Source organism: Paenibacillus sp. FSL R7-269, assembly GCF_000517865.1.
Classification (GTDB): Bacteria; Bacillota; Bacilli; order Paenibacillales; family Paenibacillaceae; genus Paenibacillus_AQ.
Genome location: NZ_ASPS01000080.1, coordinates 57,860 through 72,188, shown reverse-complemented (window position 1 = coordinate 72,188; position 14,329 = coordinate 57,860). Strand labels below are relative to the sequence as shown.

General features: G+C 45.4%; 3 protein-coding genes. All 3 read left to right on the top strand.

Going from position 1 to position 14,329, the window contains the following annotated elements; genetic code table 11:
• Window positions 1-14 precede the first annotated feature (14 nt).
• The 3 genes from C162_RS28695 to C162_RS28685 all read left to right on the top strand — a co-directional run bounded on the left by C162_RS28695 (window position 15) and on the right by C162_RS28685 (window position 14,321).
• Window positions 15-8,153, top strand: a complete 8,139-nt coding sequence (locus C162_RS28695; RefSeq protein ID WP_268748824.1) for a non-ribosomal peptide synthetase — start codon at window positions 15-17, stop codon at window positions 8,151-8,153.
• Window positions 8,154-8,219: 66 nt separating this feature from the next.
• Window positions 8,220-9,482: an ACP S-malonyltransferase gene (fabD, locus tag C162_RS28690; RefSeq protein ID WP_036700425.1), complete on the top strand. Its 1,263-nt coding sequence runs from the start codon at window positions 8,220-8,222 to the stop codon at window positions 9,480-9,482.
• Window positions 9,483-9,530: 48 nt separating this feature from the next.
• Window positions 9,531-14,321, top strand: coding sequence for a type I polyketide synthase (locus C162_RS28685; protein WP_036700423.1), 4,791 nt, complete (start codon window positions 9,531-9,533; stop codon window positions 14,319-14,321).
• Window positions 14,322-14,329 lie beyond the last annotated feature (8 nt).

Here is a 14,329-nt window from a genome sequence, read left to right as displayed (position 1 = left end):
AGTTTGAAGAGGCGCTGGATGCGGTACGGACTGAAGGAGTCTTGAAGGAAATCGTGCAGCGGCATGAAGTGCTGCGCACCCATTTCGGGGTAGTGTACGGAGAAGTGGTCCAGTATATCAATGACAGCTGGAAGCTGGACTTCACCAGCAGGGGAGTGTCTGAGGCAGACGCAGAAGCTGCTATCTGCAGTGCTGTGTCGCCGTTCGACCTGAGTCAGGCACCATTATTAAGAGCCCGGCTGCTCCAATGCGGAGAAGCGAAGTCCATTCTGATCCTGGATGTTCATCACATTGTCCTGGATGGCACCTCTATTGGAATATTTGTCCGGGAGTTCAAGGCGCTGTATGAAGGGAAGCTGCTTGAGTCTCCGCCATTTCAATATAAGGATTATTCGGAGTGGCAGAACCGTATGAACGGGCAAGAGGCTCTGAGCAGAGATGAGCGCTATTGGCTGGAACGGTTATCCGGAGAGCTGCCGCTACTGAATCTGCGAACAGATAAGGAAAGACCCCGGGTGAAGCAATTCGAGGGAAGCCGGATACACTTCGAGGCAGGAGCGGAGTTAACTGCTGCGCTACTGCAGGTGGCCCGGGACACGGGGACCACGCTCTACATGGTGCTGCTTGCCGTGTACAATGTGCTGTTATGGAAATATACCGGGCAGGAAGACATCATTGTAGGGACAGTGGAGTCAGGAAGATCACACAGTGAACTCCAGGAAATGATGGGCATGTTCGTAAATACGGTAGCACTGAGAAATTACCCGGCAGGAGACAGAACGTTCCGGGAGTTCCTGGAGGAAATCAAACAGTATACCCTGGCAGACTTGGAGCATACGGCTTATCAATTTGAAAAGATAGTTAAAAAGTTGAATCTCAAAAGCGATACCAGCAGAAACCCGCTGTTTGACGTTATGTTTGTGCTGGAAAATCTGGATCACGGGTTAAATGCAGATAACGCTCAGGCCAAGATCAGCCTGATTGAACCGATGGCCGAAGTGGCGAAATTCGATCTAACCTTGACAGCGCAGGAACTGGGCGGAAATCTTAGCTTCAGCTTGGAATATTGCAGCAGATTATTCAACCAAACTACAGTACAGCGGATGGCAGACCATTATATCTGTCTATTGGCCGAAGCCGTTTCTAAGCCGGATCAAGAGCTTGACGGCCTGGACATGCTAAGTCATCAAGAGAAGGACCTGCTGTTGGACGTGTTCAATGGATCACCTTCGGATTATCCGATGAATAGAACCATCCACGAATTGTTCGAGGAGCAGGTGAACCGGACCCCGGCTCAGGTGGCAGTTGTATGTGGCAGCCAGGCGGTAACCTACAAAGAGTTGAACGAACAGGCCAATAGCCTGGCCAGCGTATTAAAAGATAAAGGGGTGGCCTCAGAAGCTATTGTCGGAATCATGGCTGACCGCTCTGTGGAACTGATTATTGCAATTCTTGCTACTCTGAAGGCCGGAGCAGCTTATCTGCCGATTGATCCGGAATACCCGGCAGAGAGAATCAATTATATGTTAACAGACAGCCAAGCAACCGTTCTTTTGTTGCAGCATCATACCGACAGAGATTTATCATATAGCGGGCAATATCTGTATCTGGAGGATAAGTGGTTGTACGGAAGAGAAACTGATAATCCGGCAAGGGCTTGCTCTCCTGAAAATTTAGCTTATGTGATATATACTTCCGGTACAACAGGCACACCTAAGGGAGTAATGGTAGAGCACAGAAATTTAGTGAATTATATTTATTGGGCGGATAAACAGTATGCCGGAGATAAAGAAACTGTATTTCCGCTGTATTCTTCGATCTCATTTGATTTAACAGTGACTTCAATTTATACACCGCTTATATCCGGCAATTCCATCGTCATTTATGAGGGGGAAGATAAAGCTCTGCTTACCAGAACTATAGCTGAAGAGAATAGGGTTAACATTATTAAGTTGACCCCCACACATTTAAGATTACTGGAGGATATGGACTTATCCCAATCGAACATCAGGGCACTGATTGTGGGTGGTGAAGATCTTAAGGTGAAGGTTGCGGAGAAGATACACCACGCATTCGGTGGACATATTGAAATCTATAATGAATACGGACCTACAGAGGCGACAGTGGGCTGCATGATTTATAAATACGATGTTACGCGGGATCAAGGGAACTCGGTTTCTATCGGTATCCCTGCAAACAATACTGAATTGTATATTGTGGGGAATAAGATGCAGCTGCAGCCGATCGGCATCGCCGGAGAATTATGTATTGGCGGCGCCGGGGTGGCACGGGGGTATTGGCAGCAAGAAGCATTGACCGCCCGGAAATTTGTAGATCATCCTTTTAAGGCAGGCCGCAAATTATACAAGACTGGCGATATGGCGAGATGGCTTCCTGACGGTACGGTAGAGTACCTGGGGAGAATGGATAATCAAGTCAAAGTAAGAGGCTACCGGATTGAAACCGGGGAGATCGAGAACAGGCTGTTACAAATACCAGATATCGCAGAAGCTGTTGTGGTAGCTAGAACAGATCAGCAGGGCCATAACTATTTATGTGCTTATGTAGTATCCAATGAAGAGATCATTGCATCGGAAGTCAAAGGAATGCTGGCAAAGGAGCTTCCGGGTTATATGGTTCCCGGCTTTATTGTTCAGATCTCTACTCTGCCGTTGAGTTCAAATGGAAAGGTTGATATGAAATCCTTGCCAGTAATGGATTTCAATGAATTCCAATCAGATTATTATGCAGCGCCGGAGAATGAACTGGAGGAAATTCTTGTAGATGTATGGCAAAGAGTACTGCGTATGGAGCCTATAGGGACCAATTATAACTATTATGAAATAGGGGGGGACTCTATAAAATCCATCCTCATTGTCTCAGCGTTAAGGGAGCATCATCTGAGGCTCGAAGTGAAGGACTTGATGCAGTATCCCAGTATTAAAGAACTTGCCGCTCATGTTAAATTTGAGGGTGTTCAGATATCTCAAGAAGCGGTTGAAGGTAACGTACCATTCCTGCCCATTCAAAAGTGGTTCCTGGAAAGGGAGCTCCCACAGGAAAACCATTATAATCAAGCATTTATGCTCTACAGAAAAGAAGGATTTGACCAAGAGATTGTGAGAAAGGCATTTGTGGCTCTTCTGGTCCACCATGATGCCCTAAGAATGATGTACCAGAGAACTCATGAGGGGATGAGGCAATGGAATCGAAGTGAGAAAGTTGCTGATCATGCTTTTACCCTGGATGTATATGATCTGAAGGATCAAGATGAGCAAATCGTTATTCCGGCACTATCTGATGAATTGCAAAAGGGGCTTAACCTGGAAGAAGGACTCTTGATTAAACTGGGCTTGTTCCAAACAGACCGGGGAGACCATCTCCTTGTAGCTGTTCATCATCTTGTAATTGACGGAGTATCTTGGAGAATTCTGATATCGGATCTGGAATCAGCATACCGTGAGCTTGCTGCCGGAAATGCTCCAAGACTTCCTCTCAAGACTGCTTCCTACAAATCATGGGCGCAAAAGTTAAATGAATATGCCAAAGGCAGAGAAATACAGAGAGAGGCTGGATATTGGAAAATAATTTCCAATGCGAAGGTAAGTACATTACCCAAGGATTTCGGTGAAGAGCATAGTGAATTTGGCGAACGGATGGAAATCATCCTTAACTTCTCTAAGAAACAAACGGCCAGTCTTGTAAGAAATACTAATACAGCGTATAACACGAATATTAATGACGTTCTATTATGCTCACTGGGGCTTGCTTTCAAGGAGTGGAGAGGAATGGATAAAGTGCTGGTAAGCCTTGAAGGGCACGGTAGAGAAGATATCTTTCAAGAGGTATCCATAGACCGGACCATTGGATGGTTTACTACAATGTATCCAATTGTTCTAGATATGACCAGCAGTGATGATATTGCGTTGTCCCTCATAAGCACTAAGGAGATGTTGAGACATATTCCGAATAAAGGCATCGGATATGGAATTTGGAGATACTTGGCGGATGACGGTAAGGAACTTCATATTCATGAGCCTGAAGTAAGTTTCAACTATCTTGGCGAGTTTGGAATAGAAGGCGGAAGCGGACTGCTGGAATTCTCGAACCTGTCCAGCGGTGACAGTATTTCAAGTGTTAACCATAAGCATACTGGTATTAGTATTAACGGGCGGATAATGGATGGGCAGTTAAAGCTGTTCTTCAGCTACAGCACTAAGGAATATAAGCATGATACTATGGCGCACTTGGCGGCAGCTTACCGCACCAGCCTGCTGAGAGTGATAGACCATTGCCTGAATCAGGAGACTGCCCGGAGAACACCTTGGGACTATGGAGATCCGGATTTAAGCTTAGAAGACCTTCAAACAATACTTTCATGCGGACAAGAAATTGAGAAGATTCATTCCTTATCACCTATGCAAGAGGGGATGATGTACAGCTCCATCGTGGATGCAGGCTCCAGCACTTATTTGGAACAAAGTGAGTTGAACATTGAAGGAAATCTGAGTGTCGAAATTCTGGAGGTTATCCTAAATGAAATGATCGGTAAATATGAAATTCTGAGAACTGCTTTTTTCTACCGGGATATTAAGAGATTCAAACAAGCGGTGCTCAAAAAGAGAGTGTTGCACGTCGGCTATGAGGATATTACTGACTGGAGCGTACCAGAGCAGAGCCGCTATATCGAACAGCTTGTAATGGAGGATAGAAGTAAACCTTTTGACCTTGAACAAGACGCCCTTCTCCGGGTTGCTGTTCTTAAGACAAATGTAAATGAGTTCAGACTCCTGTACAGTTTCCATCACATCATTATGGACGGCTGGAGCACAGCTATTATATTGCAGGAGGTGATAGCCCGGTATAAAGCGCAAATTCAAAAGGTTGAACGGATTCAAGAGAAGGCTGTTCCTTACAGCGATTACTTGAATTGGCTTGATCGTCAGGACAAAGAGGTGGCATTGGAATACTGGCAATCCTATTTAGCGGCATATGAGCCGGTAACGGCGATACCTGAACTGCAGCATCAGGACAAGGGCTTCAGGCATCAGCAGGAACGAAGCTCATTAGACGCGGTAACAACGGCCAAACTGAAACGTCTTGCTGATAACAACGCTATAACGTTAAGTTCAATTGTCCAAACTGCGTGGGGAGTAGTCCTGCAAAAATACAGTAATACCAATGATATGGTATTCGGTTCTGTCGTATCGGGCAGACCTGGTGACGTTAAAGGGATAGAACAGATAGTCGGCTTATGTATCAATACCGTACCGGTTCGGGTCACTGGGGGAAGCCAGTCATCCTTTATTGCTCTGGCCAAGAAGCTGAACATGGATTTCATTCATGCCAATGCCTTCAGCTATTGCCAGTTAGCAGAAATTCAGACTCTATGCTCTAAGAGGAATAATCTGATTAATCATGTAGTGGTCTATGAGAATTATCCTATCGACCAAAGTCTGAATGAAATTCAGAAGTCTGAGGGACAAGAGGTGGAAATAACCGGAGCAGCGGGATTTGAGCAAACGAATTACGATTTGGAGATTCTGATTGCTCCCGGCCATACGCTGCAGATTAAGATTACCTATAATGCTTATACGTACAGCAGGGATGTTATAAATGCCCTAATGGACAATCTGATCTATGTACTAAGCTGTGCGGCGTCTGATCCGGAGCAACTGGTTGAGCATATTGATATGGTGAATGGCTGCGAAAGAAATAAGTTGTTGCATGAGCTTAATAACACCACGACAGCTTATGCCCAAGAGAAGACCATCACCCAGTTATTTGAAGAGCAAGCCACACGGACACCAGATGCTATTGCATTGGAATTCCATGACACATGTATGACGTACAGTGAGCTGAATCAGAGAGCGAATCAACTGGCAAGGATCTTACAGAAGAATAATATTAAGAACAATGTCATTGTCCCAATTATGGTGAAAAGATCATGTAATCTGCTGATTGGCATACTCGGAATATTAAAAGCAGGAGGAGGATATTTGCCTCTGGATACTGACTATCCGGTAGATAGAATTACCTATATGCTTCAGGACAGCCAGGCTGGTCTGTTGCTGACGGAGAGAGGTCTGGCCGATTCCTTGGGCTTCAATGAAGCGGTCACCATTCTCGATATTGACTCAAGGCAGATACAGGACGAGGATGATTCCAATCTTCAGGGGATGTATAACTCCGAGGATTTGGCATATGTACTCTATACTTCAGGTTCTACCGGCAGACCAAAGGGGGTTGCAATAGAACATAGGGCGCTTCACAACTTCATTGAAGGTATTTATGATCGAATAAGCTTTACAGAAGATACATCCATTCTCTCGGTAACAACATGCTCCTTTGATATTTTCGGCTTAGAGACCCTATTGCCTCTAACACGAGGGCTAAAGGTGGTTATTGCCAGTGAAGATGAGCAGAAGGATCCTTACCGGCTCAATCAGCTTATTTTGGATTCAGACGTCAATACCATTCAATTAACTCCATCGAGGCTGAGGCTGATGCTAAGCTGCAGTAATACAGCGGAAAGCTTCCGGAAGTTGAAGCTGCTGATGATTGGCGGAGAATCATTTCCTAAGGATTTGCTGATCCGGCTGAAAGAATTAACGAATGCCAGAATCTACAATATGTATGGGCCTACTGAAACTACAATTTGGTCCGCAGTAAAAGAATTAACTCATGAGGCTACGGTCAATGTCGGAAAACCGATAGCGAATACCCGGTTTTACATTGTGGATCAAGCTGGCCACATCTTGCCGGGGGGTGTTGCGGGTGAACTATGCATAGCCGGTGACGGGGTAGCGAGAGGATACCTGCACAATGAAGAACTAACGGCTGCCAAATTCGTGGACAATCCGTTCATTCCAGGCACCAAGATGTATAGAACAGGAGATATGGCATGCTGGCTGCCCAATGGGGATATGGATGTGATCGGCAGATTGGATAATCAGGTCAAAATTGGCGGTTACCGCATTGAACTGGAGGAGATTGAAAGTGTGGCAGCCGGTCACGAAAAGGTCGGGCAATGCGTGGTCACCGGATATCCTAATGCATTTGGTTCACAGGATCTAGTGCTCTATTTCGTAGCCTCAGAGAGACTGATCATATCAGAGCTGGCAGAGTATTTATCGGCTCTTTTGCCTAAGTATATGATGCCGCAGATTTACATTCAGATTGATGAGATTCCGTTGACCGCGAATGGGAAAATTAATCTTAAAGCATTGCCTGAGCCTGAACATGTACGTCCAGCCTTGCGGGATGACTATGAAGAAGCGGTTACAGAGCTTCAAAAAGAAATTCAGCATATTTGGTCCTCCATTCTTAATATGGAGAAGGTCGGCATTGATGATCATTTCTTCGAGTTAGGCGGTAATTCTCTAAAAATTGTGGCTATGTATAACGAACTGCAGAAGCTGTTCCCGGATCAAATTCAAATTACTGATCTGTTCTCCTATCCGACGATCAACAAGCTGGCTGGATACATTGAGCATCAGTTTGCCTTTGCTGAGACCGCTGCTGCTATTGAGGCGGAAGGCATGGCAATTGAATGGCCGGCAGAATATTTAGCTGATGAGACTGACCCTGATGATGGTCCGTTTCCGAGATTCAGCATTGGAGGAGAGGCATATACCGAATGGGTGAAGGTATGTACCGGGAACCAGTACGAATTCATTGATCTTCTGCTGGCCGGCTATATGTTCCTCTTATCCGACATCTGCCAAAGAGAACGGCTTGCTGTAAAGTTCTCTGATCCGGCTGAGGGGGTACACGGCTGGATTGAGATAGATATCACCGGAATAGATAATTTTCATGAGATTGTAAACCTGGTGAAGAATCAGCATATACACCTGCGGGAGGACATCGGGGCTGCTGCAGAGAGTGGACAAGAGCCGTCTGGAACCGGAACGGACAACAGGTTCGTCCCATTATTCGCATGGGGGATTGCCAGTAATCCGCCTATGGACCATGGACGGACAGACTTGATGCTTGAAGTCACTGAGAAAGTTGGTGAACTTGAAATTGTAGGCAGCTATAACCGCAGTAAGCTTAAACAGAGTAAGATGTTCGAGCTGTTCAATCAATATATGAAATTGCTGCAGGTCCTTACTGAAAGCGATAAGTGTTCTTCAGACAGAGTAGAAATATGAAGCACAGGCTGGAATGTGAAAAGTTTCTCATATCAAAAAAATCTTAAACAGATTGGAGAAAATATAATGTCGAAAATAGCGATTCTCTTCTCAGGCCAGGGTTCCCAGTACGTGGGCATGGGCAAAAGCCTTTACGATACCTTTGATATTGTTAAAAAAACCTATGCTGAAGCAAGTGAGGTTTTGGGATTTGATCTGGGCAGGCTCTCTTTTGAAGGCAGTTCAAGTGAGTTGTCCCAGACAGAGAATACCCAGCCAGCCATACTGGCACTTAGTATCGCCCAGTACCGGGTCTATATGATGGAAGCTGATGAACGGCCCTATTATTTAGCCGGTCATAGCTTAGGTGAATATACAGCTCTGGCAGCCGCAGGAGCAATTGAATTTGCAGATGCCGTCAAGCTGGTCAGAGCCAGGGGCTTGTACATGAAAGAAGCTGCAGAATCTGGAACAGGGGCTATGGCGGCAATCAGGGAGGTGGAAGAAAGCGTTATTGAGCGGGAATGCAGAACACTCTCTTCCCGCGGCATGACGATATGTATTTCCAATTACAACGGAAATAAAGACATTGTGGTCTCAGGAGAGGCTCAAGCGGTTGAATGTCTTATTGAAATCCTAAAGGATCAAGGCGCGCAAATCTTTAAGCTTAATGTCAGTGCCGCGTTCCACTCTCCAATCATGGAACCGGCGGCCAAAAAGTTGAACTATGAATTAGGCAATTATAATTTCAATCCGCCTAAGTATCAGGTGATATCCAATGTGACCGCGCTGCCGTATAAGGATGAACAACAGATCAAAGGAACTCTCACACAGCAGATCGTGAATCCGGTGAACTGGTATGCAACAATGAAATATTTAGAACAGAACGGGGTGGAGACGGCCATTGAATTTGGTCCCAAAGCCACATTAAGAAATCTGATTAGAAACAACACAACGGGGATCACTGCTTACAGCTATGACAAACCGGAAGATCTTAGCGAAATAAACAAGGGGCCCGTTCCAGCAGCGAAAGGAGACCATAATACATCAAGGACATTCTCTCTAATCTCCCGCAGCCTTGGAATTTCTGTGGCGACCAAAAATAATAATTGGGATAACGATGAATATTTCCATGGCGTTATTGAGCCATATGAACGGATTTCGAAGCTTCAGGCTGAACTGGAGGAAACGGGGAAACAACCTACAGTAGAACAAATGTATCAGGCAGTAGATATGCTGAGATCTGTCTTCCAAACGAAGAAAACTCCGATGAAAGAGAGAAGCGAAAGGTTTAACCAGTTGTTTCAGGAGACGAACACCCAACAATACTTTGAAAATTTCAGTGTATAACACAGACAACCCGGCAGGTCACAATTCCGCATATAACGAGGTGAGAAAATGAGAGATGGTTTTATTAGCTTAAAGGATTTGAAAGCTTCAGCTTTCACAGCCAGCGGCCCTGAAACTGAGGAGAGAGAGAGAGCTGAGAATGACATTGCGATTATTGGCATGTCCGGCAGATTTGGAGAGGCTCATAATTTAAAATCCTTTTGGGATGTGCTCCTGAATGGGAAAGAGTGTATCAGAGAGCTTCCGCTGAGCAGGAAGGCAGATGCTGACCGGTACCTGGAATTCAGTGGGGAGAAGTCTCAGCACGAAAATATTAATTATACAAAAATTGCGTACATGGAGGAAATCGACAGGTTTGACTGCAGTTTTTTTGGAATACTTCCCAATGAAGCTAAGCTGATGGACCCCAGGCAGAGACTGTTTCTGGAATCAGCCTGGAGTACTTTGGAAGACGCCGGTTACAGTGGCGGACAACTAAGTGGAACCAAGACAGGAATTTATGTGGGCCTAAGCAGTGATGGCAGCAATGAATATTTCAAGTTAATAGAGCAAGGAGACCCATCACTGATCGGTTTGTCAACTGCAGGGAACATCAAATCTTTCATAGCCAGCAGATTAGCATATATCCTGGATCTCCAAGGTCCATCTATGATAATAGATACCGCTTGTTCTTCCTCTCTGGTTGCACTGCATGTAGCTTGCCAAGCTATTAAGAATAATGAATGTGAAGCTGCGTTGGTCGGCGGGGTGAATATTAAGATCTTCCCTAAAACGGAAGAGGAGAACAAAATGGGCATTGGGATCAGCTCGTCGGACTCAAAGATCAGGACTTTTGATGACCAGGCTGATGGGACTAACAGCGGGGAAGGTGTTGCTTCAATTCTGATTAAACCGCTGCACAAGGCAATCCGGGACCGGGATCATATTTATGCAGTGATTAAAGGGAGTGCCGTCAATCAAGACGGCAGTTCTGTGGGAATTACAGCACCGAATATGACTGCACAGGAAAATGTGATTGTAGAAGCCTGGAGACAGGCGCATGTGGATCCCCGGACGATTACATATTGGGAAGCGCATGGAACAGGCACTAAACTGGGAGATCCTATCGAGGTTCATGCTATACAGCGGGCCTTCAGCCGTTTCACAGACCGTAAGCAGTTCTGCGCTATCGGCTCCTTGAAAACTAATATCGGTCATCTGGACAGTCTGGCTGGATTGGCTGGATTGATGAAGGCGGTTATGGCGATACAGTATAAAAAAATACCGCCCAGCCTGCATTTCAAATTCCCCAACCGTAATATCCAATTCAGCAGCTCACCGGTGTACGTAAATGACCGGATTAGCGACTGGAAAGGCTATGGCGGAGTGTATAGATGCGGAATCAGCAGCTTCGCACTCAGTGGTACAAATGCCCATGTCGTTCTTGAGGGCCCCCCCGAGTTGGATGCGGGCAAAGAAACGGCGGCGGGAAATCATGTGTTTACTATTTCTGCCCAGTCTGAGGCATCGCTGGAGAGACTGATCTTGAGTTATATTGATTTTCTCGATAGAGGACAAGATTTAAGGATCAGTGACCTTTGTTACACCGTCAATACCGGAAGACTTGCTAATCAATGCAGAATCGCAATGATAATCTCGTCTGCCGAAGAACTGATCCGTAAGCTTAAGCTGCTGGCTGGCAGCGGAGCAGAAACCTGCAGAGATGAAGATATATATTATCGGAGGTTGGACCGGAAAGTAAAGCTTTCAGGGAAACGTACGGCTGGCAACGGGGGCATAGCGGGATTGTTCCATAGCTCTACAGAAGATTTGCGCGTGTTGTGCCAGGCGTATTGCAATGGTGCAGATATAGACTTTGAGGAGCTCTACCGTGAGCTTGATTGCAGAAAGGTAAGTTTGCCTACGTACGCCTTTGAACCGAAAAGATTGTGGGTAGAGCTGGAGAAGCCGTGCAGAGCGGAAGCGGCTGCAGGAACTATTCACCCTCTGCTGCAGGAATTAGCTGTTCAGTCATTTAATTTGCAAGTCTATATTTCCTATTTGAAGGTTCAGAACTTGTGGGTTCTCAATGAGCATCAAGTCGGCAATGCTTATGTCATTCCGGGTACGACATATTTGGATATGGCTCGGGAAATTGGAATAAGACATTTCGGCGATGGCTGCGAGATTATTCTGAGAGACGTAAGTTTCTTGCAACTCTTGAAGGTGGGGAAGGATGAGGTCAGGGAGATTCATACTATTGTTAATATTGAAGGTGACACTTTGAAATTCACAGTCATCAGTAAGGGGGCTTCGACAGAAGAGTGGACGAAACATGCTGAGGCCTGGATTAGCAGCGGAGCAAGGCAGCCGCGGACATCTTATAACATCGGGCTTCTCAAACAAAGTTATGATTCAGTGTATGCTGTCCGCCGTAACCAAGGCTGGCCGGTGATTGAGGAGTCAAATTATACTTCTGTTGAATATGTGGAGGATGTCAACCGTCCAGAAAGCATCATCCATGTGGGCGGACGCTGGAAATGCACCAATGCCATCTATAGAAATCCGGAAGGAATATTGTGCGAACTGGAGATCCAAGCAGAATATGAGAAGGATTTGGAGCATTACTATTTGCATCCTGCCATGATGGATTGTGCAGTAAATGCAGGTACTTTTACGATAAATGAAGATACTTACCTTCCTTACTATTACAAAGAATTTAGAATCTTTGGACCTACACCCCAAAAATTCTACAGCTATATCACAAGGCAAAAAACGGAGAATAATGAAACCGGGAAATTTGATCTGCTGCTTCTGAATGAAGACGGAGAGGTGTTTGGGGAGATCACCAGCTATATCGTTAAAAAGGTTCACAGCTCTAAAACGATTGAGATACCAATGGAAAAAGAGCATCTCTATCATAAGCTCAATTGGGTACAGAAGAAGGAGTACAAACTGCTCAGCCGCGATAAGAACGGTGAGGGTATCCTGTTGTTTCATAATCAGAATCAATTGGCAGGTGAGATTATAGAGTCTTTGCGCCGGGAGGGGCGGAGGGTAATCGAAGCTGTGCCCGGACAGGGCTTCTCTGAACTGGATGCGCAAAAATATAGCATAGGCGGGCAGCAAGAGGATTACGATAAGCTACTTGATGCGATTAAATCGCAAAGAATGAGTCAAATTGCTCATCTGATGGCGATCCATGACCAGGCCTCAGACGATGATCTTCAGAATCTTGAGTCTAATCTTAAGCTTGGGCTGGATAGTTTGTTTCATTTATCCAAATCTATAGTGAAATATACAAACTATCCGGTAGAGCTTCTATTATTTACAGACCGCGCCTATCGGATCAACGGTTCAGAGACAGTGGTTCACCCGCATCAGGCTGCCTTACTGGGTCTGGGGAAAGTACTGGGAAAAGAATCTGCAAAGTTGAATGTAAGATGTATAGATATTGATAAAGGGACCAGTTCCGCCGATTGCATCTGTGAGATCAAAGCTAACAAACAAGTGGAGCTTGTAGGTTATAGAGCCGGAGTTCCTTATGTGCAGGAGCTGCAAGCCGTTCATCTCCCGGCACTGCCGGATCAGGAAGTGGAGATTAAAAGAGACGGTGTCTATATGATTACCGGGGGGCTGGGCGGATTGGGGCTGGAGGTGGCCAAGTACCTCACTTCATTAGAAAAGGTGAATCTGATCTTAATTGGCCGTTCCGGCTTGTCAGACCGGGAAGATTCGAGGGAGAAGAATCAATATAAGACAATGGTTCTGAATCAAATTAAAGCGAACGGTTCAAATATAGCCTTCTATAAAGTGGATGTAGCAGATATAACGGATATGCAGAGTGTGCTGGTGCAAGTAAGGCAACGGTATGGGAGGATTAACGGCATCATACACTGTGCCGGTGTTGCCGGAGAGGGATTTATATTTAATAAAGAGAAGGAAGTTTTTGGCCGTGTGACCAGACCCAAAATTCAAGGGACTTGGATCTTGGATAAACTGACTGCTGAGGACAGACTGGACTTTATGGTGATGTTCTCATCCATCAATTCATTGAACGGAAGCATGGGACAGGCCGATTACACGGCAGCTAATGCATACCTCGATTCGTATTCTGAATATAGGAAACTATCTAAGCCCGGACACAAAACACTTACGATCAATTGGTGCGGCTGGAAAGACATTGGGATGCTGGTTGATTACAAGGATAAGATTGGAAAAATGGGAAGGGCCCAGGAAGAGCAGAACGAGCAGGGATTCAAAAATATCGGTACGCAAGAGGCGATTGATGCCCTGGATGCGGTTCTGAACAAAGATATTTCAAATGTCATTATTGGCGAACTGGATCATAAGGTCTTAGGGCTGCACAAGGATCAGATTGCATTTAGCATATCGCCGGAAATAACTGCAATAATTGAAAAATTCCTGCCTAAGACTCCGAGACAGGCCGCAGGGTCTCCGGCTGGAATGGAGTTCAAGGATTATAGCAGAATTGAAGATGCCGTTGTGAAGGCATGGGTCAAGGTACTCGGTCTGGAAGAAATCAATGTTGCCGATAAATTCTATGATCTGGGGGGGGATTCTATATCAGCGATATATTTAGTTAAAGAAATCAGTCAAGTATTTCCATCATTGATTGATATCTCTGATCTATTCACCTACCCGTCGATCACCGAAATGTCTCATTATATTCATAGCAGAATGGAAGACAAGAGAAGTCAGGCTGCTAATGATGTTCAACCGCTGACCAATGAGAAGGAAACAGAGACAGAACTTGACGGTATTCTGAGTAAGCTGGCTTCCGGTGAACTGGAGGTAAGTGAAGCCAACCAATTGTTATATTCCGGTCAAAAACAATAGTGGGAGTG